21 protein-coding genes are annotated in these 25,017 nt (G+C 41.8%); 15 read left to right on the top strand and 6 right to left on the bottom strand.

Features of this window, described 5'->3' with window-relative positions:
- Window positions 1-43: 43 nt before the first annotated feature.
- From L4D12_RS19080 to L4D12_RS19065, 4 genes are read left to right on the top strand one after another with little or no spacing between them, the layout of a single operon-like run.
- Window positions 44-1,435, top strand: a complete 1,392-nt coding sequence (locus L4D12_RS19080; protein WP_428449422.1) for a hypothetical protein — start codon at window positions 44-46, stop codon at window positions 1,433-1,435.
- Complete coding sequence (locus tag L4D12_RS19075; protein WP_428449421.1) at window positions 1,425-2,540, top strand: FAD-dependent oxidoreductase; 1,116 nt, start codon at window positions 1,425-1,427, stop codon at window positions 2,538-2,540. The genes L4D12_RS19080 and L4D12_RS19075 overlap by 11 nt, the downstream gene beginning before the upstream one ends.
- Entirely contained in the window at window positions 2,541-3,545 is a 1,005-nt protein-coding gene (locus L4D12_RS19070; protein ID WP_428449420.1) for a glycosyltransferase, read from the top strand.
- Window positions 3,542-4,336, top strand: coding sequence for a glycosyltransferase family 2 protein (locus tag L4D12_RS19065; protein ID WP_428449419.1), 795 nt, complete (start codon window positions 3,542-3,544; stop codon window positions 4,334-4,336). Before L4D12_RS19070 ends, L4D12_RS19065 begins: the two co-directional genes overlap by 4 nt.
- Window positions 4,337-4,514: 178 nt before the next feature.
- Here L4D12_RS19065 and L4D12_RS19060 read toward each other — a convergent pair whose 3' ends face one another.
- Together L4D12_RS19060 and L4D12_RS19055 are read right to left on the bottom strand one after the other, a co-directional pair.
- Window positions 4,515-5,657, bottom strand: a complete 1,143-nt coding sequence (locus L4D12_RS19060; RefSeq protein WP_428449418.1) for a glycosyltransferase family 4 protein — start codon at window positions 5,655-5,657, stop codon at window positions 4,515-4,517.
- Window positions 5,658-5,709: 52 nt separating this feature from the next.
- Window positions 5,710-7,578 carry a polysaccharide biosynthesis protein gene (locus tag L4D12_RS19055; protein WP_428449417.1) on the bottom strand — a complete coding sequence of 623 codons (1,869 nt, stop codon included), beginning with the start codon at window positions 7,576-7,578 and terminating at the stop codon, window positions 5,710-5,712.
- A gap of 141 nt (window positions 7,579-7,719) precedes the next feature.
- Between L4D12_RS19055 and L4D12_RS19050 the strand changes: the two genes are divergently transcribed.
- The 5 genes from L4D12_RS19050 to L4D12_RS19030 all read left to right on the top strand — a co-directional run bounded on the left by L4D12_RS19050 (window position 7,720) and on the right by L4D12_RS19030 (window position 11,276).
- The gene (locus L4D12_RS19050) at window positions 7,720-8,655 is read left to right on the top strand and encodes a UDP-glucose 4-epimerase family protein (protein WP_428449416.1); all 936 of its coding nucleotides are present in this window, start codon (window positions 7,720-7,722) and stop codon (window positions 8,653-8,655) included.
- Window positions 8,656-8,673: 18 nt separating this feature from the next.
- The gene (locus L4D12_RS19045) at window positions 8,674-9,234 is read left to right on the top strand and encodes a sugar transferase (RefSeq protein WP_428449456.1); all 561 of its coding nucleotides are present in this window, start codon (window positions 8,674-8,676) and stop codon (window positions 9,232-9,234) included.
- Complete coding sequence (locus L4D12_RS19040) at window positions 9,234-9,758, top strand: elongation factor P hydroxylase (RefSeq protein WP_428449455.1); 525 nt, start codon at window positions 9,234-9,236, stop codon at window positions 9,756-9,758. Before L4D12_RS19045 ends, L4D12_RS19040 begins: the two co-directional genes overlap by 1 nt.
- A gap of 24 nt (window positions 9,759-9,782) precedes the next feature.
- Window positions 9,783-10,049 carry a YfcL family protein gene (locus L4D12_RS19035; RefSeq protein ID WP_428449415.1) on the top strand — a complete coding sequence of 89 codons (267 nt, stop codon included), beginning with the start codon at window positions 9,783-9,785 and terminating at the stop codon, window positions 10,047-10,049.
- A 798-nt stretch (window positions 10,050-10,847) separates the two neighbouring features.
- The gene (locus tag L4D12_RS19030) at window positions 10,848-11,276 is read left to right on the top strand and encodes an arsenate reductase/protein-tyrosine-phosphatase family protein (protein ID WP_428449414.1); all 429 of its coding nucleotides are present in this window, start codon (window positions 10,848-10,850) and stop codon (window positions 11,274-11,276) included.
- Window positions 11,277-11,361: 85 nt separating this feature from the next.
- On the opposite strand, the gene L4D12_RS19025 is transcribed toward L4D12_RS19030, so the two are convergent.
- The 4 genes from L4D12_RS19025 to L4D12_RS19010 form a co-directional block, all read right to left on the bottom strand.
- A complete protein-coding gene (locus tag L4D12_RS19025; RefSeq protein WP_428449454.1) occupies window positions 11,362-13,545 on the bottom strand; it encodes a YjbH domain-containing protein in 2,184 nt (727 codons plus the stop codon).
- Complete coding sequence (locus tag L4D12_RS19020; RefSeq protein WP_428449413.1) at window positions 13,545-14,483, bottom strand: capsule biosynthesis GfcC family protein; 939 nt, start codon at window positions 14,481-14,483, stop codon at window positions 13,545-13,547. The genes L4D12_RS19025 and L4D12_RS19020 overlap by 1 nt, the downstream gene beginning before the upstream one ends.
- Before the next feature lie 13 nt (window positions 14,484-14,496).
- Window positions 14,497-15,225 carry a YjbF family lipoprotein gene (locus tag L4D12_RS19015; RefSeq protein ID WP_428449412.1) on the bottom strand — a complete coding sequence of 243 codons (729 nt, stop codon included), beginning with the start codon at window positions 15,223-15,225 and terminating at the stop codon, window positions 14,497-14,499.
- A 203-nt stretch (window positions 15,226-15,428) separates the two neighbouring features.
- Window positions 15,429-15,728, bottom strand: coding sequence for a hypothetical protein (locus tag L4D12_RS19010; protein ID WP_428449411.1), 300 nt, complete (start codon window positions 15,726-15,728; stop codon window positions 15,429-15,431).
- Between the two features lie 978 nt (window positions 15,729-16,706).
- Between L4D12_RS19010 and L4D12_RS19005 the strand changes: the two genes are divergently transcribed.
- The 6 genes from L4D12_RS19005 to L4D12_RS18980 all read left to right on the top strand — a co-directional run bounded on the left by L4D12_RS19005 (window position 16,707) and on the right by L4D12_RS18980 (window position 25,009).
- Entirely contained in the window at window positions 16,707-17,906 is a 1,200-nt protein-coding gene (locus L4D12_RS19005) for a polysaccharide export protein (RefSeq protein WP_428449410.1), read from the top strand.
- A 105-nt stretch (window positions 17,907-18,011) separates the two neighbouring features.
- Window positions 18,012-18,404 carry a four helix bundle protein gene (locus L4D12_RS19000; protein WP_428449409.1) on the top strand — a complete coding sequence of 131 codons (393 nt, stop codon included), beginning with the start codon at window positions 18,012-18,014 and terminating at the stop codon, window positions 18,402-18,404.
- 366 nt (window positions 18,405-18,770) lie between these two features.
- Entirely contained in the window at window positions 18,771-20,942 is a 2,172-nt protein-coding gene (locus L4D12_RS18995; protein ID WP_428449408.1) for a polysaccharide biosynthesis tyrosine autokinase, read from the top strand.
- 244 nt (window positions 20,943-21,186) lie between these two features.
- On the top strand, window positions 21,187-22,377 hold the full coding sequence (locus tag L4D12_RS18990) for a UDP-N-acetylglucosamine 4,6-dehydratase (RefSeq protein ID WP_428449407.1): 1,191 nt from the start codon (window positions 21,187-21,189) through the stop codon (window positions 22,375-22,377).
- 26 nt (window positions 22,378-22,403) lie between these two features.
- Window positions 22,404-23,558, top strand: a complete 1,155-nt coding sequence (locus L4D12_RS18985) for a LegC family aminotransferase (RefSeq protein WP_428449406.1) — start codon at window positions 22,404-22,406, stop codon at window positions 23,556-23,558.
- Window positions 23,555-25,009: a NeuD/PglB/VioB family sugar acetyltransferase gene (locus L4D12_RS18980; RefSeq protein WP_428449405.1), complete on the top strand. Its 1,455-nt coding sequence runs from the start codon at window positions 23,555-23,557 to the stop codon at window positions 25,007-25,009. The genes L4D12_RS18985 and L4D12_RS18980 overlap by 4 nt, the downstream gene beginning before the upstream one ends.
- The last annotated feature ends 8 nt before the right edge of the window (window positions 25,010-25,017 follow it).

Genomic DNA, 25,017 nt, shown 5'->3' with positions numbered 1-25,017 from the left:
TGGGTGTGATAGTGTTCTATGTCACACCCAGTTAGGACTTGCTATGATTAATAAAAATTCTTTGTTTTTGTCTTTTGGGATATTGATTCTTTTTATAACATTTATTTTATACCCTTCTTTTAGTACGGATTCATGGGCTTATTATGAGCTATCTAAATCGTTATTGAATTTAAGTTATCATACGCATAATATTAGACAGTATGCATATGATTCTGATCTAAGTGTTTCATTTCCTTTTTTGTATCCACTACTTCTAACTATAATTAATGAAATATTTGGAGCGAGTATTTTTAATGGTGTATACTTAAACTTTGTTATACTTATATTAATTGCTTTAGTGATACAGAGAATATCACTAAAAATTAAGTACGCAAACTTATTGCTATGTGTTCTTTTTTTGAATATTGGTTTTATTTATGAAATATTTTCAGCGAGAAGTATTCCTCTTTCTATATTGTTAACGTTAGTTTCAATTAATTTACTCTTCGACAATAAAAAAAATAGACTTTTTTATGCAGGTGTTACGCTTGGGCTTTTATGCCTTAATCGATTTGATTCATTGCCTTTCGTATTTATTATATTAGCTTGTTTAGTTCCTATTTATAGAAGTTATTTATTATATGTTGTAATTCCTGTTTTATTATTGAATATTCCTTGGGTAATATATTCGTTTTGTTATTTTGATAAGCTTTTTGTGTCAGAAAATACTATTTTATTATCACAGAATTTACCTGTAATAGATGTTTTGTTTTATAAGTCACCTGTGTATGATAGTTTCTATCAGTTGATTAAAACACTCATTCTTCGTTCATATGCTGAAGTGGTTATTGGCGCAATTCCATTACTATTATATGTATACTTTTATTTCAAAGGTTCTAAATTAAAGAGTGAATTAATATCTCTGATATTTTGTACTTCTGCATATATATCTTTAGTGTTTATATCTTTAACCGGATACACGGATATTAGATATTTTGCACCTATTTCTATCTTATATAGTCTTCATCTTGTTTTTATAGTCAACGATAATTATCTAAAACTTATTTCAAGGTATCTATATATCTGTACAGCCATATTAATGCTCTTATTGTCATCGGCTCGTGTATATAAGCATGTGTCCGAGAGTCAGACTAACTTGTCTTATAGTTCGTTTAAAGAGTGTATGACAGATGATGGACGAGTATTAGTTATCAATGAGTCAATTAATAAGGGTCGTGTGTTTTCAGCAAAACTTTCAGCAAAATATAATGTAAATACTATTATGCAACCCACAAATCTTGATAAGAATAATATACGAGAATTTATATCTGATTTTGATATCGATTATATTATAATTGATAAAAATGACTTAAGTGGATACAATGCAAAAGGTATTGTATCGATGACAAATTGTGATTCTTTTTATAAATTAGATAGGCATTCAAGTGTTAAGTAAAGACGTCGTTATTATTGGTGGTGGTTTTTTTGGACTGTTCATAGCAGAATTTTTGGCAAAAGCTGGAAAATCTGTATTGTTAGTTGAGAAAGAGAATGATTTGATGCAGAGAGCATCATATGTAAATCAAGCTCGAGTACATAATGGATACCATTACCCAAGAAGTGTACTTACTGCACTTAGATCCCGTATCTCATTTCCTCGTTTTGTCGATGAGTTTCGCGATTGTGTTGTTGATGACTTCGATAAATATTATTTAACGGCAAATATTCTCGGTAAAGTCACTGGTCACCAGTTTCAAAAGTTTTGTGATCGCATTGGTGCTTCATGTGTGCCTGCGCCTGAACATATAAGAAAACTCGTTAATCCTAATTTAATTGATCAAGTATTTACTACAAAAGAATATGCATTTGACTCTACAATTCTAAAAGCGACTATGTTAGATAGAGTGCAGAATGTCGGGGTCGAAATCATGTTAAATCATGAGGTTTACTCTGTTGAGCAATTACCTAATGATAATCTATTGGTGAGAATCAACGCTGATGATGAGACTACTCTTGTTGAAGCTAAGCAAGTATACAATTGCACTTACTCAATGATTAATAACGTAATCAATAATTCACAACTTGATTTTGTGCCTTTGAAGCATGAATTAACAGAAATGTGTATAGTTGATGTACCAGAACATTTCAAAAAAACTGGTTTAACAGTTATGTGTGGACCATTTTTTTCTGTGATGCCATTCCCATCGAAGAATGCACACTCTTTTAGCCATGTTCGATATACACCACATCACGAGTGGTATGATGATGCATCGTCTTATCGTAATTCACACGTTCATTTTGACAAAGTGCCTAAAGAAACAGCATGGAGGAAAATGATAAAGGATGCGGTTCGATACATACCATCATTGGAAGACTGTCAATATAAAGAGTCAATTTGGGAAGTCAAAACAGTCTTACCTCGCAGTGAATCTGATGACTCTCGTCCAATATTATTTAAACCAAACTTTGGTTTAAAAGGTTTCCATTGTATAATGGGCGGTAAAATTGATAATGTTTATGATGCGGTTGAAGTTATCATACAATTAGGTTTGGATAAATAAATGAATAAGCAGGATAGTTTTGTAACTGTTGTTCTTGTTATTAATAATAAATATAATGAGCTAGAGAAATATATAAGTAATATGTCGAATTATTTATATGATCGTTATAGTGATTATGAAATTATTATTATTGACAGAAACTTTGAAGGTAATTCAATATCCGGAGTCGATGAGCTGCTATGTAAATACCCATCTATTCGTTATATTTTACTATCGACAGATGTATCTGATGATGTCGCTGTTGCTGCTGGTATCGAAAATGCGATAGGTGATTTTGTTGTCAATGTTGATGTCAATAATGATCCCATCGACATCATTGATGGCTTCGTTCAACGGTGTAAATCTGGAGCCGATATTGTTCTTGGTGTCTCCGAACAATCATCAACTAAATTCTATAAAATGGTTCGTCCGTATACACAGAAATTACTTGATTCAATTGGGTATGATTTCCCTAAGAATTTTTCAGGTGCGATGTGTTTAAGTCGTCGAACTGTCAATGCGGTAACTGAATCAGGCCGTTTTTATCATAAATTATATGTAAAAATTTCCCGCACAGGGTATTCAACGATTGATTTTGGTTATACATCATTAAACAATACGAACAAAAAGAACGTTAAAAACGGTATTCAAGAGGCCCTACAATATACTATTTTTAATTCAACTAAACCGTTACGTTGGATGAGTATGCTTGGAGTGTTAGGCAGCTTATTGGCTTTTTTCTTTGCCTTGTATAGTTTGATTGTAAACTTAATTACTAATCATGTTTCAGAAGGCTGGACTACATTAGTATTATTTTCCTCTATTTTGTTTTCTTTATTATTTACAATGCTGGCTTTCTTTGGTGAGTACTTGGCTCGTTTATTAAATGATCGCAGTGAGCATCGTAGTTATAGTGTTGTCTGTGAAAAAAATAGTAATGTGATGCTTGAAGAAAATCGTTTTAATGTTCTTTATGAATCTACAACGGATGATTTGAATCTGGTAAAAACAGGGCGGAACAAATGATTTCTACGTCACTGAATTATTATGAAGTTCCTAATTACGAGTCACATGTATTCTCAGAAAAGCAGCATGACTATTGTGTAATTATTTTTGTTATTAATGAAGGTGAAAAGCTTCATAAACAACTTGAACGAATGTCTCATGTTAGCCTAAATGCTGATATTATTATTGCTGATGGCGATAGTTCAGACGGTTCTACTGACCATTCCCTTTTGAAATCATTAAATGTGAATACATTATTGATTAAAAAACAAGAAGGAAAGCTAGGTACTCAAATGAGAATTGGTTTTTCTTGGGCTCTAGAACGGGGATATAAGGGTGTAGTTGTAATTGATGGTAATAACAAAGATAGTGTTACTGATATACCACACTTTGTAGAGAAGCTAGAGCTGAATTATGATCATGTCCAAGGGTCTAGATTTATTCCGGGAGGCCATGCTATAAATACGCCTAAATCTAGATTACTGGGTTTAAAAGTATTGCATGTTCCAGTAATGCGTTTAGCATCTGGATTCAAGTATACTGATACGACTAATGGTTTTAGAGCATATAGTCGTAAATTACTTCTTGATAATGATATCTCTGTATTTCGTGATATATTCACAGGTTATGAACTACATTATTATTTAGCAATCGAAGCAGCTAAACGTAAATTTAAATGTTTAGAAATTCCTGTTACACGTGAATATCCGAAGTCAGGAAAAACGCCTACAAAGATAAGCCCTATTAAGGGAAATTTACAAGTTATAGAAAAGTTATTTGCTTGTGCATTGTCTAAGTATAGAGTTAAATAAAGGGTATGTGCTTATGTTATATAGGCACAATCTATAATTTGATAAATTTAGCTTAGAAAATTGCGTATTATAGATAGTGTGGTTTATCAATATTATGCGTTTATATCAAACCTCAGTATATTGAATTACTGAGGTTTGATAGTAATAATAAATATTTCAGTATTTATTATCACTTAATTTAGGATAGTAATTCTTTATATATATCCAATGTACTCTTTATTACTATATTTTGGCAGAACGTTTTTTCAGTTATAATTCTTGCCTCTAGTCCAAAATCGTAGCGCATTTTGTCGTCATGCATAAGTATGTTTATTTTTTCTGCTATTGCATTACTGTCGTTAATTGGAACAATAAATCCTGATTTATTGTTCTCAACGATGTCTCTACAACCAGCTACATTCGTTGTAATAATTGGACGCCCTATCGCAGCTGCTTCAATTAGAATTCTCGGAACACCTTCACCATATTGTGTCGGAAGACATATAATATCAGCATCTTGTATCAAAGTTACCATATCTGATACTTGCCCTAGCCAATTAATTGTATTGGAGCTTGCCCATTGATTGATTTTATCTAATGGAATCGCATCGCAGCTATCCGTATCGATAATTCCTGCGACATTTAGTTCTAAAGCAACGCCATTGTTTCTAACAAGCCCTACGGCAGAGATAAGTTGCTCAAGCCCTTTGCTCCATAGCATCCTTGCAGCAAAGAGAATTTTGATTATTTCTTTTTCTTGCTTAATTTGCTTTGGCGTATACAAATATTCACTTAAGTTTACACCTGCACCAGCAATTACTTGAAGGTTTTTTTCGGTACCAATATTTTCTGATAAGAATCGTGTCCTATCATCTTTATTTTCGAATAATATTTTGTATTTACTTTTTCGTTTAGCAATAAATCTATAAAGAGTCGTTACAATGCCGCGTGAGATACGCGCTTTGATTGTTCGACTTGAAAATGTTATGCCTAAACCTGTAACACTCATTACTTGTGGAATAGATAAATATTTACAAATTAGACCAACAAAAAGGTTTGGCTTTACTGTAATTGAATGTACTAAATCAGGCTTTAGGACTCGTATCAGAGTAAAGAGCTGCCAAAATGTTTTAATATTATTTGTTAGGCTCATGGATTTTCTTGAAAGTTCAATCGCATGAATTTTGAAGCCTAAATTTTCTAATTCTTGAATTTGTTTTGATTTAGTATTTTGTGTTGCTAAATGAATTTCAAAACCTTCATTTTGCGCAGCTTTAGCCCTTGCTAACCAGTGTAAGCAAAAATACCAATCTACATTAATCACGAATAATAACTTTTTCATTTTCTCATTACATCAATTGTCGTATTTATAATTATAGTATTTTCTTTGAACACTATTTTGGTGTATACCCAGTTGGAGTATCAAGCAAAATCTGCTTGATACCGTCGTATTCATTGTCATGGCAACATGTATTTAACTTGCTGAGTATGGCAGCCATATCATCCCAAGATAGCTTATCTTCTTGCGCAGTCATGATTTTTGGATGCGATGTCCCACTAACATTTTCACCGATCAACAATTCTTCATATAGTTTTTCACCAGGGCGAAGTCCCGTGAATGATATTTCAATATCACCTTCTGTTTCTGCTGTTTGACCGATACATTTCTCCGTCATACCCATGAGTTGGACCATGCGCTTGGCCAAATCAAGAATTTTGACTGGTTCACCCATATCGAGAACAAAAACCTGACCATTATTACCCATCGCACCAGCCTGAATCACTAATTGTGCCGCTTCAGGGATCAGCATGAAAAAGCGGGTGATATCTGGGTGGGTAACAGTAACTGGCCCTCCGTTACGAATTTGCTCTCTAAACAGCGGTACCACCGAGCCTGATGACCCCAGTACATTACCAAAGCGTACCATCGTGAATGTTGTATTGGATTGTTTGTCGGCTAACGCTTGGAGGACTAATTCAGCCATACGTTTACTGGCGCCCATCACGTTCGTTGGTCGCACTGCTTTGTCGGTAGATATGAGGGTGAAGTTTTTCACTCCCGTTTCTATGGCTGACTCTGCCACCATCAGTGTACCGAAGACGTTATTTCGAATCCCTTCAACTACATTATCTTCGACTATAGGAACATGCTTATAAGCGGCGGCATGGTAAACAGTTTCTATTTTATACTGCTCCATTATTTTTTTAATTCGGTTCTTATTTTGAACAGATCCAAGAGCTGAGACTATCTGGCATTCTATTTTTAGATGCTTGACCATCGCGCGAATTTCACGATCAATTTGGTACAAGTTGTACTCATTGAGCTCAAATAAGACCACTGTTTTTGGTGTTTGTTTGACGATCTGGCGGCACAGTTCAGAGCCAATCGAACCGCCGGCACCGGTAATTAAGATGGCTTTTCCTGTGTTGTTTTTAGCCATGAGTGTTTTGTCTGGTTCGATCTGAGGGCGACCAAGCAGATCAACGATATCAAGATCTCTTACTTCTGTAATCGCGGCTTTACCCGCTGCGATATCTTCAACCGAGGGTACAGATTGTACTTCAATCGGCCATTCAGACACTTTGTTGAGTAATCTTAAACGGTTACCTGTTTTTATATTATTAATCGCAATCAGTAGCTTAACGGGTTTATATAACGATTGAAGCTTCTCAAATTCACTGCTGTGGTGAACGCGTAAGCCGAATATTATTTGGCCTACTTTGCTATTGTCATCATCAAGAATGACGACTGGATGATATTCATGACCATGGATCAGTGCATAGGCAAGTTCGCGCCCTGTTGAACCAGCGCCATAGATGAATACGTTTGGTTTTTTTCGGCGGTAATAATAATAGTAGATTGATTTTATCAATACTCGCGGCGCGCCAAGAATCAAAATCGCCACGCCGACATAAATCATTGGTACGCTGCGTGGTACAAAGGAATTGAAGTAAAAACTTGAAATAGCCAGTACCAAAGCAGAGATGATGACTGCGAGAAAAATATGGCCAATGGCAGGCAGCATAAGATAGCGAAGGATCGCGCGGTACATGCCAAGTCGAGTGAAAACAAAAATAGTTGCACTAATGGTAATCAGATAACTGGCAATTTCTTCTTTCCCGAGCGGCAAGCTCCAGGTGCCAAGTCTCAATGAATTGGCTGCATATAATGAGAAGGCGACAGCCAAGATATCGTAGCATATTGTAATGATGCGTTTATTGCTGCGTTTCGCATAGAATAAGGACTTAAGAATACGTATCATGTTGAAGGCTTCTGCTGAAATTCTGATTTGATCTAGCTATATTTGCGTTAGACAGTGAGATTATCATACAGAGCTGATAGATACTCATTTTATATGATTTTTATCTGGATGTGGGGTTGTTTTGAACGAAGTGGTGTTTTTTTGAGTAAAGTATTAGTAACTGGTGCGACGGGTTTTGTTGGCCAATATGTTGTTATGGCCTGTAAACAAGCAGGTTATACGGTTACCCCTCTTGCTGGTCGAGCATCCAATCATTTTGGGTATGCTGCGCTTGATATAAATGCAAGTACCGATTGGTCCTCATACCTTTCAGATGTGACTGCCGTGGTGCATTGTGCTGCGCGGGTGCATGTCATGACGGATGAGGTTAATGACCCCTTAACGGCATATCGAGCGATAAATACCGATGGCACATTGCAGTTGGCCCGCCAAGCTGCTGAGGCCGGCGTGAAGCGGTTTGTGTTTATCAGCAGTATTAAAGTGAATGGCGAGGCAACGGAGCCGGGTCGCGCATTTACTTCATCGGTGAATAGCGCCCCGACAGATCCTTACGCACTAAGTAAATATGAAGCCGAACAGGGCTTATTGGCGATCGCCAAAGAAAGCGCAATGGAGGTGGTGATTATTCGTCCCCCTTTGGTTTATGGTCCGAGTGTTAAAGCCAATTTTGCATCGCTTTTAAAGCTCGTACAAAAAGGGCTGCCCATGCCTTTTGGCGCCATCAATAATACACGCAGTTTAGTGTACATCGGTAATTTGGTTGATTTGATTATAACCACCCTTACTCACCCACAAGCGGCCAACCAAGTATTCCTCGTGTCTGATGATAACGATGTATCAACCACGACCTTACTGCGTGAAATGGCCAATGCGACGGGTAGCCCGTGTTATTTATTGCCTGTACCGTCATGCTGGTTGCTTGGATTAACAAAGCTCGTGGGTAAACCGGGTATTGGTGAGCGTTTGTGTGGCAATCTTCAATTGGATATTAGTGAAACAAAGTCTTGCCTGAATTGGCGGCCTCCTTATAATCTTGCAGATTCTCTTAAACTCACCGTTCAGCACCCTGATAATTGAAGATCTATGCATAGCTTAATGATTCGAACGTTAGATTACTTATTTGCATTGGTAGGATTAATTTGTCTTACCCCTGTTTTTCTTATCGTTTACCTGCTGGGTAAGCGTGATACGGGCCAGCCGATTTTTCGCCAAGAGCGCGTCGGGAAAGATAAGAAGCCCTTCACGTTAATCAAGTTTCGTACCATGCCGGTTGAAACCGTTTCGGTAGCCACCCACTTGGTCGATGCGCGTGCAGTGACCAAATTAGGCGTTTTTTTACGCAAAACTAAACTGGATGAATTGCCGCAATTGATCAACGTATTGAAAGGTGAAATGAGCTTGGTTGGCCCTCGTCCATGCTTGTTTAACCAAGTTGATGTTATTGCCGCACGTGATGCGCGGGGTGTCACCACTGTGCTTCCCGGTATCACTGGACTTGCCCAAATTAATGGTGTTGATATGTCGACACCCGATAAGTTGGCGCAGATGGACAGTGAAATGATTACCACCTTTTCGCTAAAAGCGTATTTTGCGTATATTTTACAAACGGCTATTGGTCGCGGTGCGGGTGATCGGGTAAAAAAAAGTAATTCATGATGCAACATAATAACGATGATTTAATTGCTATTTTTAATCAATGCTTTCTCGAATCCTATAATACCGAGCTTGTTTTAGGTGGTGATGAACCGATTTATTTGCCCGCGGATGCGGAGCACCCCCGTCATCGGATTGTTTTTGCCCGAGGCTATTTTGCCTCGGCACTTCATGAAATTGCTCACTGGTGTATCGCCGGCCCGCAGCGTCGGTTGCTGGAAGACTATGGCTACTGGTATGAACCCGATGGGCGTAGTGAAACGGTACAGGCTGAATTTGAAAACGTCGAGGTAAAGCCCCAAGCAGTAGAGTGGATTCTAGCTGCTAGCTGCGGTTTTCGCTTTCAAGTGAGCTGTGATAACCTGAGCGGAAATTATGAGCCTGACAGGATCCGCTTCACCCATCGAGTGCATGCTCAAGTCATGATATACCTTGAACAAGGTATACCTGAGCGATGTAAAATACTGTCAGACGCGTTACGAGATCATTATCAGGTTCCCACCTTAACCCTCGATACTCGTTTCTGATCAACACTATAAAATGAGACAGCCATGATTCACCAATACGAAGAGAAGTTATTAAGTTTGATCGACCAGATGGTTGAAACGGCATCCGATGATGAATTATTTGCTGGCGGTTATCTACGTGGTCATATATCGCTGTCAGCCGCCAACTGTGAACGGGATGGTGAATTGTCAGTTGCTGAGATGAACCGCAGAGTTGATCTGAGTATCGCGGGTGCCCAGTCAGAGCTTAGTCCAATGGATCAACAGATCGTGAAAATGTTGTGGTTGCAATTGCAACAGGTGGCATGTTAATTACACGATTGATGGCATGTGCAATATGATGCATCGTAGACCAAAAAAGGCGTCAGTAGACGCCTTTTTAGTACGCTTAATTGTTAATTGTTAATTGTTAATTGTTTGTCGCTAGGTACTTTCGCCGATAATCTGAAGATTTGGCAAAAAGGATGCTAGGCAATATGACGAAAAGAAAGCCGACTGAAAAAATGAGATTTTCGTTGGCAAGTAGTTGATAGCTGCTGGTTATAAATATAGTCATTGTAATCAACAGGTTGAACATATGAATGACAGGGTGGTTCATTGAAAATCGAGCATATGCCCTATACATTCTCATACCTCTTTTATGTGTCTAAGTATTAAAATCATGGTGTGGCTTTGTTATTTTTATTTGTCAATGACGAGTCCGTAATTGACAGTTTTATTAATTGCTATACTAGTACAAATTTAACTATCGATGAAATAAAAAAATGCGATCTTACGCAGGTGATCACGCTTAATAGAATAATTTTTTGTGATCACGGTCACTATTGACCTGGTCATATGCCCATTGTGAATAACTGGATTTTCTTCAACAAAGTGTGATGTGCTGTCGCTTATCTAAAGCATGGAAGTGAGGGTGTGCTGAAACCTCCAGCGTGGTATTGTAAACTTTAGGCTGTTAATTCAGTGTCTTGTACACTTCTGTTACCTTGAACTGTATCAATGGATAGACGAAGGCTTATTTTCTGGCAGTCGAGGTATAAACCGGAACTTCATGCATAAAGCGCATCTTTATGTGTGTTACTACTTGAGTCAAAGGATAAAAGGTCCCCTATGTTTAATAAAATACTGGTGGTTTGCGTCGGTAACATTTGTCGTTCACCGTCGGGTGAGTTTTTGTTGAAGCACCACCTGCCCAATAAACACATCGCTTCTGCGGGGGTGGGGGCTTTAGTGGGTAAACCCGCTGATAAAACGGCAGCAGAAGTGGCACAGGACCATGGGATCAGTTTAGATGGACATGTTGCTCAGCAACTCACGGCTGAACTTTGTCGCGATTATGATCTCATTCTGGTCATGGAAAAAGGGCATATTGAAGCGGTGACAAATATTGCGCCTGAAGCACGTGGTAAAACCATGTTATTCGGTCACTGGATTGGCCAAAAAGACATTCCAGATCCATACCGTCAAAGCCGTGAAGCCTTTGATTTTGCCTATGAGTTGATTGATGAATCAGCCAAAGCATGGGCTAAGAAGCTGTAAGTTATTCGCTCGCCCGTAAAAGGCAACGTCACGAACTAAACCGTATCGTGACGTTGCAATAAGGGTAGGGAAGCACAGCCTATAGCTAGTTCATTGCCTTGCGACCGTACCAAGGTGAGCGAGCATCGGTGACACTAAACAGTTCATATTTACGGTTGAGCATCTGACCGCCGTCGCGCGAGAGAGGAAGCCAAGAAATCGTTGCCCGGTTGGTGCTTGGTTTCACCGTCATGACATCGAACGGGATCGAAATGTAGAATCCCTTGTTAAAACTGCCTTCCCCGAATTCATCGGCAGACAGGTTAGTTTTAGCTACAAATGCCCCCGCAATAACGCCGCTATCAAATTGCTTTGAAAAGTCGATAGTGAACCCTTTGTCTTCCGTTAAGTACTGACCGGCACTGACCTTGAGTAAGGTATTTGGTAGCCATTCCCATTGTGGTTGATAATACACCGTCGCATGACCAGTCATCGCCCCCGTTTGAACGCGATAGTGACGATTGGTGATCGGATCAAATTGCACTTCTTCAGTAAAGAAACCCAATTGAGAGTCAGGATCTCGCTGGATCACATAGTTGGCATCAATACCAAAGGCCCAGTTGCTGCCTTGTGGACGATAAAGAATCTCACTGCCGACCCCACCAAACATCATTTCCAGATAGCCGCCATAGGCTTGGCCATACCAGTTTTCAGAAAGCTTATCCATCCAAGTCAACTGAAGGTTGTTCATTTGGATAGGTTTGTCATTAATGTATTGACGGACCAAGGTACGGACACGTTTTAAGTCCGTCCCATCGGGTGGCACCTCATATAAAAACTTGTCGTAGTTGTCATAAATATTGAGATAGAGTGATCCACCGAGTTCAACATGATCCCCAAACCAATAGTTAGCCCCAGCCGTGATACCAATGTTAAACATGTAGAAGTCTTCCGAACCGCCGAAAGATTGCTGCAGCGTTGGCGATACACTGACATTCCACGCTTTATCTGATTTCGCGTATAACTTGCCTGATGGCTCACTCGGTTCTACTTCTTCAGTCGCATCAGCCACTGACGCATTGATATAGTCATGATCAGCCACTTTCACTAATTGCTCGCGGTTAATGCGAGTCTCAGTGACTGGCTGGTGATTGGCGGTTTCAATGATCCGATATGTGTTCGCTTCAGGGGCTTGATTGGCAAGAATGATCCCTGCGCGTAAGTGCGCCTTGTTGCGATCTCGGTATTTGATCTGCGGGGCGACAACGGTCACGGTATTGTTATCCGCGTACAGCGCCGGATTTTCATAGCCCGCGATTTGTTGCAGATCTTGTGCCAGCTGTTCCCAGTCACTGTTGGTGAGATCGTTAGCGGTCTTGTTAGCAACAGGGCGATACGCTGGTGCAGGCTCATCTTGCCACATGGATTTAAGACTATTGAAGTTGGTATTAAGGTTAAAGCCCATCGTCCAGGTTGTTCCGCGCTCATAACTTAAACGCAGATCCCCCCACTGCCCTAACCGATATAGCATCCCATAGTTGAATTTGCTGTCTTGCGACATATCAATACCCGCACGGGTGACGGGGAAATCACTGCTATAATCATTGCCGTCATACTCCATTTTCAGCCGCAATGGCGCCCAGGGGGTTTGATATTCCACCCCGCCAAACAGGGCGCTACAACCGGTGAACCAGCGGTCGAAATCAATACTGCCACCCTTGCCTTTGTAATCGGTACTACGGCCACAGTCGATACTGCTGGTTTTATCGCCGGTTAAGTTGCCGCTGTTGCCGATATAGCCCCAGCCAACCCCGAGCGTGAAATCGAGCGGGCCAACGTGTTTGCTGGCAGCGATATATTCCCCATCAAACAGGCCTGTGCCGCCAAAATCACGCACGCCAATGGACGTTTCGGGCAGCCAGTAGCTCTCTTCTAACAGACGAATTTTAAAATCGATGCCTTTATCGGTGTATTTGGTATCACCACTAAAGCTTTCGTCGTTGCTATAAAGTAAGTCCTGCACCAAGGTATAACGGATCGTGGTTTCTAACCAAGGCAATAACTGCAGCGACACCATGTAATGGTGGTACTCATCATTGAAGGTGGCACCCAGCGTCAATTCTCCCTCTCTCGCCACACGGCCTGATGGCATTTGCATCAACCCCACCCCACCGAAATCCGACTGTGAGGGGGTAAATTGCGGGTAACTGAATGCATCAGCCTGACAGTAGAAGACGGGCAGCATGGCCAGCGTGATGGCCGATAGCGAAGTTTTAAATAGTGGGTGCATCACAGGGCCCGGTTCCTTAGTAAAGTAATGATCTCATCATTGAGGGTGGCAAATTGGCGGGGTAGATCAGCAAAATTCAGATAGACCGTGGCACCTGGCGCGATATCAAGATGGTTTTGGTTCCAGTAAGCGATCGGGTGTGACTCTACGTGACCGTCAGGTTGGATAACCGTTGCGTAACTGTTTGCTGCTTGGGTTATTCCTTGTGATGAGGGCTGTGCTTGGCTGAGATAAAAATCCGTTGCTTGTCGTGGTAACCAAGGCTGAGCGCCGGGTTTTTCCACTGCGCCTAACACGATGATATCCGTGGGCCGAGGCGGTAGCACCAGCGTAACAGATTGAGATATAAGCGGATTAGCAGACGGGGTAATGCGTACCATATCGTAATCTAACGGTGTAAAAATACGTTCACCAATAGTCAGGGCAGACAGTGTCTGCTGCAGTGCTTGGATAACCGCAATATCATGTGCATGGCTTGACGATTGATCGGCCGACAGCTGACTGCTGAGTTGCTCCAACGACGTCAATACTGCAGCTTTATCGGGGTGGGGAACGTGGCGGTATAACCCCGCGCCCAACCAATAAATCGGTTGGTTGTGAATGTTAGCCGATACCGGTAATTGTGATAAATGCCCAATACTATCCGTTAATACCTGCTCCATACGCACCGCGGAAGGGTAGGTTAAGCGCAATGCGGGTGTCTGCGATGTTGCATTGGTCGTATTCGCCATGGAATAGGTTGTCGTCACAACAACCGGCGCATTGGCAGTTACGACAGGGGGCGTTGATGTCGTTACGGCAAAAGTGAGACTTGACACAAACAGGTTGGCACCAAGCAAGCAATAGCATGAAGATCGAGCAAAAGTAAGCAGCGGTGATAGCGTCTTTCTAAAGAGTGTCTGGTGCGGTTGAACGCCCGCAGCATGGGTTGAATTCATCTCTCAGTCCTGCTTATAAATACGGTTTTAATACAGTGATATCGACATAGGGCAAGCTTGGCGCCAGCTTTTGGTGAGACTTAATGACGTTTCCGGTAGTCGGATCAAGCCAAAATGCATTAACAAACGTGACATCTAATGCCTCAACGGCAACCAACTCAGTAAAATACAGCGTTTCTTTCGGCTGTTGGTTGATCATAATGATCTGATTTGGGTGTTGTTCAAAGTGTGACGTTACACGGTATCCCGCATGGTAACCCGGCTGCCAGTCAATCGTGCGTGTCCAGGTACGGGCGGTATTGGGCAGGTGCAAGCCATTAATTAACGGATCAACCTGCGCGCTGCTCACACTCAGTAAATTACCGAGAGGTAAATTCAGGGTTTTAATTAACCGCCCCGCTTGGGTAATTAACATCCCGTTATCTGACGATAGCCATTTAAGTGTTGGTGGGGTGATATTATTCGGCTTGGTTTGGTTATTACCGAATGTGGCCGTCGGTTCCGCTAACGCTAAAACCATAAAGGCTTGTGGGCCATTATCGACGGTGGCGTAAATACTGGCATACGGCAAATGGCTGATGCGCTCGGCACTGAGTGTGGCGTCGGCATTACCGAATAACGCCAATTGCATGGTGTCATTAACATCATTGAATTTTTGACTGCAGCCACTTAATAAAATAGGTGCAGCAATTAACCAGCAAAATAAGGTCAGTGGCTTGGTCAGGCGGTGGGAAAAGGGCATCCTAGCGACTCGCTCCTCAGAAGAATAAAAGTGGTTTAAACGTAAAAACAAAGGGCATGTTTAAACACGAGACGTCAATGTAAAAAATAAAACGGCAAAATGATAACATGAGTAAATGAAAAATAACCGCACAGCGGCAGCATGGAATGCAGCAAGTGTGCGGTTATTGTCCGTTATTTCGAGCTACAGCAAATTTTGCTGGATTAGCCTTTCGCTGATACAGATGTTGTCGTGTCGTTGCTACCTGAATCTGCCACGGCCACTACGCCAACAGCCACTGCCGCGCCAACAGCCACTGTTGTTGCTGTAATACCGCCAGCAGCCGCTGCCGTTGCACCTGCTGCACCCGCTGCTGTACCAGTAGTAGTCGCAGTTGTTGCTGCTGCAGTTGTTGCCGCTGATGTAGACGAGCTACCAGCCGCTGCTGCTGTGGTTTCAGTGGCAGCAAACGCTGAACCTGCCATAGATATTGCCGCTAGAAGCGCAATCGCAGTCTTTTTCATTGTTATGTCCTTATCTGTAATAAAGAGGTTAAAAACAGATTTTTCATCAAAAAACCTAAAAAAGCGGAGTCCGCCTCATTGCAATGATATGGTGATAAATGAAAATGCGCAACGCATCCACCTAATTGATAGAAAAGAAATTATTTATCCTTCCTCACAATGAGGGTGGAATTTGATCTTGCTCACAAAATTGGCTGAATATTTCTGATTCAGAAATGAAATGAATTTTTGCAGGTGAGCAAAAAATGTGTATTAAGCGCATTTCAAGAGTCAGTGACATTCTGGATTAACATAAAAAGCGTTTAATTACACAGTATTAGGTATGGTTATCGAGTTCAGAATGTTAACCAATCGACGAGCAATTTATTAATGCAGTGGTTAAACGATGGTCTATTGCTGAAAAAGTAAGCAATGAAATTCATATTCCTATCAACACAAAAAAAGTGTAAAATTCCCTCCGAAATTTAGAGAATAAGAGCGCAAAAAGAACAGAGAAATTGGTCTTTTTAGGTTGTGAATTCAAAAAACACCTTACGCCTCATGGCGCATAGTATTCTCAATAAAACTAGTCATCAAAATATTGCCTTTTCCGGTCATTGGGAACCATAACCTAAGGGCGGTAGCGTGTCGGAAATACGGTGAAAGAGCAGGAACGAGTAAAAGCAGGTCGGGTTTCGAGGGAGAAGCAAGGCTAGGAAGAGCGGGACGAGTAAGAGCGATGACTCTTGGCTCGATGATATATTCCCACGGTAGCTGAAACGGTTAATTCTTCATAACGCCTCCTTTCTGATCACATTGACTTTTTCCCGAACCTTTATCTTTGACTCGCATCTTGACCCTTAATATTTAAATCTCGAAACGCATCTATCGATACCCAACATCAATATAACCACGGACTGGCTATGGTAGATGGAATGAGGGCTTAGGCTCTTTTTTTCCTCGCTACTCGCTACTCGTCCCTACTAACTAAGTCTTACTATGCATTTCACTAAGAAGCTTATCATCACCGCAGTGGCGACAGCCATGCTTGCGGGATGTACGGTGCCGGGTTCACACTTGAGTACCAATAATAAAAACGTCATTGTTACCAATGATGCCGCGGCAGAAACGAATCAGCAGTCTGACATTACCGATCAAATTAATATTTATCCGTTAACCGCCAGCCGGGTGAATCAATTTAAAGCGCCTAAAGTCTTTTCTCAAACCAATATTGCGCTAGATGCTGAAATTGCTCGTTATCAATACCGCATTGGTCCAGGTGATATTTTGAATATTACGATTTGGGATCACCCAGAGTTGACCATTCCGGCCGGTTCATACCGTAGCTCAACCGAAGCGGGTAACTGGGTACATGCCGATGGCACTATTTTCTATCCGTACATTGGTTCGGTGAAAGTAGAAGGTAAGACTGTTACCCAAGTACGCAATGTAATTGCCAAGCGATTAGCAGAATTCATTGAAAGCCCACAGGTAGATGTGAACGTCGCGTCATTTCGTTCACAGAAAACCTATATTACCGGTGAGGTAAAAACCGCCGGCCAGCAAGCCATCACCAACGTACCGTTAACCTTGTTGGATGCAATCAACAAAGCGGGCGGTTTAGCGGAAGATGCTGACTGGCGCAATGTCACATTAACGCGTAATGGCACTGAAGAAACACTGTCACTGTATGCACTCATGCAACGCGGAGATTTAACCCAAAACCGCTTACTGCGACCGGGTGATATCGTTCACGTACCACGCAACGACGCGTTGAAAGTGTTCGTGATGGGTGAAGTGAACGATCCCAAACTGCTGACTATCGATCGCGCAGGAATGAGCCTGACTGAAGCACTCAGCAACGTGGGTGGTATTAACCAACTCTCTGCTGATGCAACTGGCGTGTTCGTCATTCGCAGTAACATGAATCAGGCTGCAAGCGTGAGTGGTAGCCAAACCAGCGCTCAGACTAATAGCAATGAAGATAGTGCGAAAGCAATGGCCAATGTTTACCAACTAAACATCCAAGACGCCTCCGCGCTGGTAATCGGCACCGAATTTGAACTGCAACCGTACGACATCGTCTACGTCACCGCCGCCCCAATCGTGCGTTGGAACCGCGTCATTGCCCAGTTACTGCCAACAATTACTGGTTTTAATGAATTAACCGAAGGCGTATTGCGAGTAAGGAATTGGTAAAATGCGAAGGCGTTAAGGGTCGAGGGACGAGATCCTAGGAAAAGCAGGAAGAGCTAGGAAGGGCGGGACTAGGTTTTAGGCGTTCAGGAAGAGCGAGGCATTCATTTGCGATATAAAGAGTTGGATATTTGGAAACGAAGTTATCAGGTGGCTAACCAAGTGTATTCTGCAATGAAAACATGTCGTGATTTTGGTTTTAAAGACCAAATATGCCGCTCTGCAGTTTCTGTTCCCTCAAATATCGCAGAAGGTTCTGAGCGTGGTAGTAGTAAAGATAATATTCGTTTTCTTTACTATGCAAAAGGTTCATGTGCAGAGCTTTCGACTCAGTTGCTGCTAGCCGGTGACTTCGGTTATCTACCACAACAATACGCATTTACACTAGAACAAGAAGTTGCAGATATCAGTAGAATGATTGCTGGCTATATAAATTATTTATTAAGAAACAATATTCAAGATGCCGCTGCCGAATATAGGCTAGGCAATGAAGATGACTGAGAAAGATGTGAGAGGTTTTGCTTTCACTCCTCTCTAGTTCTCGTCCTCGTTTTACACATAGTGATGATTGATATAGGGTGTGTGGTTTTTGCTTTAACTTGCCCCTAAGACTCATCTCTCGTTTTACATATAGTGATGATGATTAATATAGGGAGTTGGCTTTTGCTTTAACTTGTCCCTAAGACTCATCTCTCGCTTTACACATAGTGACGATGATTGATATAGGGTATGTGGCATTTGTTTTGCTCGCCCCTAAGACTCATCTCTCGCTTTACACATAGTTACGATGATTGATATAGGATGTGTGGCTTTTGCTTTAACTCGTCCCTTAAGACTCGTCCCTCGTTCCTTTTTTTGGAAGAAATAATGAGCGTTTCTCAAAACACACAAGTTAGGCAAGACTCAGATGAGATCGATCTGGGGAAGCTGTTTGGTATCTTAATTGATAGCCGTTGGAATATTATCGCGATCACCTTTGTTTTTGCCATTATCGGTATTGCTTACGCGCTTTTGGCTACCCCTATTTATAAAGCCGATGCCTTAATTCAGGTAGAAACCAAAAGCTCTGGCATGCCAGCATTGGGTGATATGGGTGAATTGTTTGCCAGTGAGTCATCTGCCACCACAGAAATTGAGATCATTAAATCGCGGATGATTTTGGGTGAAACGGTTGATCAGCTCAACCTGACCACCGTGGTTTCGCAAAATACCTTGCCGATTATTGGTAAAGGGTTGGCCCGTTTACAAGGTGAAACGGCAAGCCTGGATATTTCACGGTTTGATGTGCCTGAGTATATGTTACCCCCCGTCTTTACCTTGACGGTGGTCGACGCCGATACCGGTAGCTATACCCTCACCGATGCCAATGATCGTCCAGTCCTTGATGGTAAAGTGGGTGAGTTAGCACAAAAAGGGGAGTTGGAACTGTTTGTCACTCAGTGGCAGGCGCAAACTGGCGACAGTTTTACCGTTGCCAAGCGTTCACGCCTTGATGCGATCCAATGGTTACAACAAAACCTGGCTGTGAGTGAGCGGGGCAAACAAACCGGTATTTTGCAGTTAAGTTTTACTGGCGAAAACCGCGCTGAAATTGAAGCGATCCTCAATAGCATTAGTCAGGATTATTTCTTGCAGAATGTCGCGCGCAATTCGGCGGAAGCTGAAAACAGTCTGCAATTTTTACGCTCTCATTTGCCAGAAATTAAAGCTCAATTGACCGTTGCTGAAGATCTGCTCAATAAATTCCGCCAAGAAAACGAGTCGATTGATTTAGGGTTAGAAGCGAAATCGACCCTTGATGTGATGGTGAAGTTGGAAGCGCAGCTTAATGAGCTGACTTTTAAAGAGAGTGAAATATCACAGCGTTTTACCAAAGAGCACCCAGCTTATATTGCGTTATTGGATAAGCGTCAAACCTTGCTGGGTGAACGTGAACGTTTTAATAAGCAAGTGCAAAAATTGCCAAAAACCCAACGCGAAGTGTTGCGTTTAACCCGAGATGTTGAAGTTAACCAGCAAATTTACGTGCAATTGCTTAATAAAGTGCAAGAGCTGAATATCGTTAAAGCCAGCACCGTCGGGAATGTGCGTATTTTAGATGTTGCACAATCCTATACCCATGCGGTGAAACCTAAAAAGTCACTGATTGTGGTATTGGCTACCCTGCTTGGGGGAATGTTGGCTGTCGCGATTGCATTACTGCGTGCCGCGTTCCACCGTGGGGTTGAAAACCCCGATGAGATCGAAGCAATTGGTTTGCCCGTGTATGCCAGTGTGCCGATGTCTGACTGGCAGATAGAGCTAGAGAAAAAGCAACAAGGTAAACAAAAGCACAAGAAACAGCTAACCGTAGAAGAAACCTTACTTGCGGTATCTAACCCTGCTGATCTGTCGATTGAAGCATTGCGTAGCCTGCGTACCAGTTTGCACTTTGCGATGATGGAAGCGAAAAATAATATTATTATGATTTCAGGCCCAAGTCCTGGCATTGGTAAATCATTTGTTTCGGCCAATATGGCGGCGGTTATCGCCAAATCGGGTCAAACCGTATTGGTGATTGATGCCGATATGCGAAAAGGCCGAATGGAAAAGCAGATGGCGGTGGATCCTAAACCAGGCCTATCGAGCTATTTGAGTGGTCAAACGAGCATTGAAACCTTAATTAAAAAACCGGGTGTTGAAGGGCTTGATTTCATCAGCCGAGGTGAAGTGCCACCTAACCCGTCTGAGCTATTAATGCATCCGCGCTTTAAACAATTAATGGATTGGGCTTCAGAAAACTACGACATTGTCATAGTCGACACACCGCCAATTCTTGCGGTTACGGATCCGGCCATTGTTGGTGCCCATGCCGGTACATCATTACTAGTGGGCCGCTTTGGGCAGAACACAACGAAAGAAATTGAAGTCACCAAACAGCGCTTTGAACAAAATGGCATCGAGATAAAAGGCTTTATCTTGAATGCCGTAGTAAGAAAAGCGAGCGGGTATTACGGTGGTAACTATGGTTATTACAACTATAGTTACGAATCGAAATAAAAATATTGAGCAAAAGCAATGATAAAAGGCGCTGAATACAGCGCCTTAAATTGTTGTAATTATAGGTTCGATAATTTTTGCAACCTATTGGGGGCCTTCCTCGAAACTAAGCAAAACCCACGGTTTACAAGGTGTAGCCTGCAACGGGCTGTCTCAAAATGAATGAAAATTGTCTCAGTACCGAGCAATTGACTGAGGCTAGAAATGAATTTAATTGAAATTTAGTTGAAGCTAGGAAAATCAAATGAGCAATATTCTGCCGCTAATTGGTCGTACTAATGCACTTTTTACGCAAGATGTTTCGCACCATGAATTCGATTTAACACGCATTGTTTCTGGATCTCGCTTCCTTGTTTTAGGCGGTGCAGGTTCAATTGGTCAAGCGGTAACTAAAGAAATTTTTAAGCGCAACCCGGAAAAACTGCATGTTGTTGATATCAGTGAAAACAATATGGTTGAATTGGTACGCGATATTCGTAGTTCGTATGGTTATATTGATGGTGACTTTCAAACATTTGCTCTGGACATTGGTTCGATTGAATATGATGCGTTTATTAAGGCCGATGGCCAGTACGATTATGTGTTGAACCTTTCAGCATTAAAGCATGTGCGTAGCGAGAAAGACCCTTATACATTAATGCGGATGATTGATGTCAACGTATTTAATACGGATAAAACCATCCAACAGTCTCTAGATGCTGGTGTGAAAAAGTATTTCTGTGTTTCGACCGATAAGGCTGCGAATCCAGTGAATATGATGGGGGCTTCTAAGCGTATTATGGAAATGTTCCTGATGCGTAAAAGTGAACAGATTACGATTTCAACGGCACGCTTTGCTAATGTCGCTTTTTCTGATGGTTCACTACTGCATGGTTTTAACCAGCGTATTCAAAAGAATCAACCTATTGTCGCCCCGAATGATATCAAGCGTTATTTTGTGACGCCGCAAGAGTCTGGCGAACTGTGCCTGATGTCTTGCATTTTTGGTGAAAATCGCGACATCTTCTTCCCTAAATTGAGTGAAGCGCTTCACCTTATCTCATTTGCCGATATTGCAGTTAAATATCTTGAGCAGCGTGGTTTTGAACCTTACTTGTGTGACAGTGAAGATGAAGCGCGTGAACTGGCGAAAACACTTCCTGCGCAAGGTAAGTGGCCTTGCTTATTCACGTCGAGCGATACGACCGGAGAAAAAGATTTCGAAGAATTCTTTACCGACAAAGAAACGCTTGATATGGCACGTTTTGAAAACTTAGGCATCATTAAGAATGATCCGCTTTATCAACAAGAACTACTCGAGCTGTTTGAGCAGCGGATCGGTGAAATGAAAGACAAGCGTGAATGGAGCAAAGAGGAAATCGTGGCGCTGTTCTTTAAAATGTTGCCGGATTTTGGTCATAAAGAAACCGGTAAATATCTAGATAGCAAAATGTAACTCGCTGCTGATTAACAGGAATTGTCATGAGCCAAGAAATTGTCGAGTTTATCCGTGATATCTATAAAACGGATCAATTTATTCCATTGCATGCTCCAACATTTAATGGGCATGAGATGGCGTATGTGGCTGAAACCATTCAGAGCACATTTGTCTCGAGTGTCGGGAAGTTTGTCGATGACTTCGAACGAAAAATTGAAACGTATACTCAAAGTCCTAGAGCGGTTGCGACCGTCAATGGGACGGCGGCTCTGCATGCTGCACTATATATGGCCGGAGTGGAACGAGGTGATCTTGTTATTACTCAGGCGCTAACATTTGTCGCAACATGTAATGCATTATATCACATGGGAGCCGAGCCGATTTTTGTCGATGTATCCAACGTTAGCCTAGGGTTGTGTCCGAAAGCAGTAGAAGCCTATCTGGAACAGCATGCCGTGCTGGTTGAGGGGCGAGGCTGTATCCATAAGCAAACGGGTCAGCGTATTCGTGCTGTGGTACCGATGCATACTTTTGGTCATCCGGTTGAGTTAGACGAACTGGTTGAGGTGTGTAGCAAGTGGCAGCTGACGTTGGTCGAAGATGCGGCAGAAAGCTTAGGTTCATTTTACAAGGGTAAGCACACGGGTACCGTGGGTGAGTTTGGTGCACTCAGCTTTAATGGCAATAAGATCATTACCACTGGTGGTGGCGGTATCGTCTTGTGCCGAGATGCAGACGCTGGCGCACAGACTAAACATGTGACGACAACGGCTAAGGTTCCTCATCCCTATGAGTTTTATCATGATGAGCCGGGATTTAACTATCGGATGCCTAATCTTAATGCGGCGCTTGGTTGTGCGCAGATGGAAGTTTTACCGACTTTCCTCGTACAGAAACGGCAGTTAGCCCAGCATTATCAGGACTTTTTCGCGGGTACTGATTTCCAGTTTGTCCTGGAACCTGATTATGCGCAGTCGAATTATTGGCTCAATGCGGTAATTTGTCCTGATGTCGATATGCGTGATGAGTTACTAAAAGTGACCAATGAAAACGGGGTGATGACGCGTCCGATTTGGAAATTGATGCACCGTCTACCGATGTTTAAAAATGTAATGCGTGGTGATTTGAGCCAATCTGAATTTATTGAAACACATTTAGTAAATTTGCCTAGTACACCAGTGTTGCGGAGTCTTAAGTGATTGATCTGATCCTAGTGGGTGGTGGTGGACACTGTGCTGCTTGTATTGATGTCATTGAGTTGCAAGGTCGTTATCGGATTCATGGTATTCTGGATAGTCAAGAAAAGGTTGGTGATAGACTTGCTGGTTACCCGTTTGTTGGCACTGATAATGAGATGGAAGCTTATGTTAAACAGGGATGCCATTTTTTGATCACTGTCGGTCAGATAAAAAGAAGCCGTATCCGTGAACAACTCTATCATCGGTTAAAAGCACTCAAAGCGCCTCTTGCAACGGTTATATCACCACGCGCTCACATCTCACGAACAGCACAAGTAGCTGAAGGGGGGATTATAATGCATGATGCATTGGTAAATGCGGGAGCGCAGGTTGAAGAAAACAGTATTATTAACAGTAAAGCCTTAATTGAGCATGATGTATTTATCGGAGCGCACTGCCATATTTCTACAGGGGCTGTAGTTAATGGAGGGGCTAGGGTGGCTGCAGGATCGTTTGTTGGCAGTAATGCTGTTATCGTTCAAGGTATTACGACCACAACGCGGTCCTTCATAAAGGCGGGTACCTGCTATAAAGGGAAGGTGGCACAATCCTGTAGCGATCGGATTAAAGCGTCAGTGCTGACCACGATATTTCCTATTGATGTTAATTATGTGCATGATTACTTCGCTTCTTTAGTAAGACAGACGGAACAATTTTTTGATGTGATTCTTGTTAATGATGGCTTTGGTGACTTAAGTTCGTTTAAGGCTCAGTATGCTGAGTTGAATATCATTGAGTTGAGCTCTGCTGGTAACATTGCGAAAAATCGTCAACAGATGTGTCAATATGCGCTTGATAATCAATACGAAGTTGCTATTTTTGCTGATATCGATGACTATTTTTCAGAAAATCGTATTTCAACGGCGCTAAGTTTATTGTCTGATTATGATATCGTCGTGAACGATCTAACTTCATTTAATGACAATCAGGTACTCAAAGAGCAAATTTTATCTCAGCGTGTGGTCGATGGTGAGGAAATCAGTCTCGATTTTATTCGAGATAAGAACATTTTTGGTCTATCTAATACAGCAATGCGCCTGTCTGGCATTTGTCGTGATGATCTGTACTTTCCTCGCGATCTTGTGGCCGTGGATTGGTATCTATTCTCTAAGCTTCTATGTCAATCAAAGCGTGCCGTTTTTACTAATCAATCCTTAACTTACTATCGTCAACATCAAATCAATACGGTTGGTATTGGTCAAGTGACTCCTCAGAGTCTACAACAGTCATTAACCGTACGAGAAATACACTTTAAGCATATGCTAGCTGTCAGTGATGATTACCAAGTTTATCTGGATGCGAATAATCAACTGAAGGCTCAACTGAATCATGCATCTGAGCTCGATGCAATATTAAATATTAATCAAACATATAACGACTCACTGCTTTGGTGGGAAGTCCTATCGGAATAGGCTGCGAA

The organism is Photobacterium nomapromontoriensis, from assembly GCF_050336815.1.
GTDB classification, from domain to species: Bacteria; Pseudomonadota; Gammaproteobacteria; order Enterobacterales; family Vibrionaceae; genus Photobacterium; species Photobacterium nomapromontoriensis.
The sequence above is the reverse complement of the archived record's forward strand: the minus strand, read 5'-3'. Positions and strand labels throughout refer to the sequence as shown.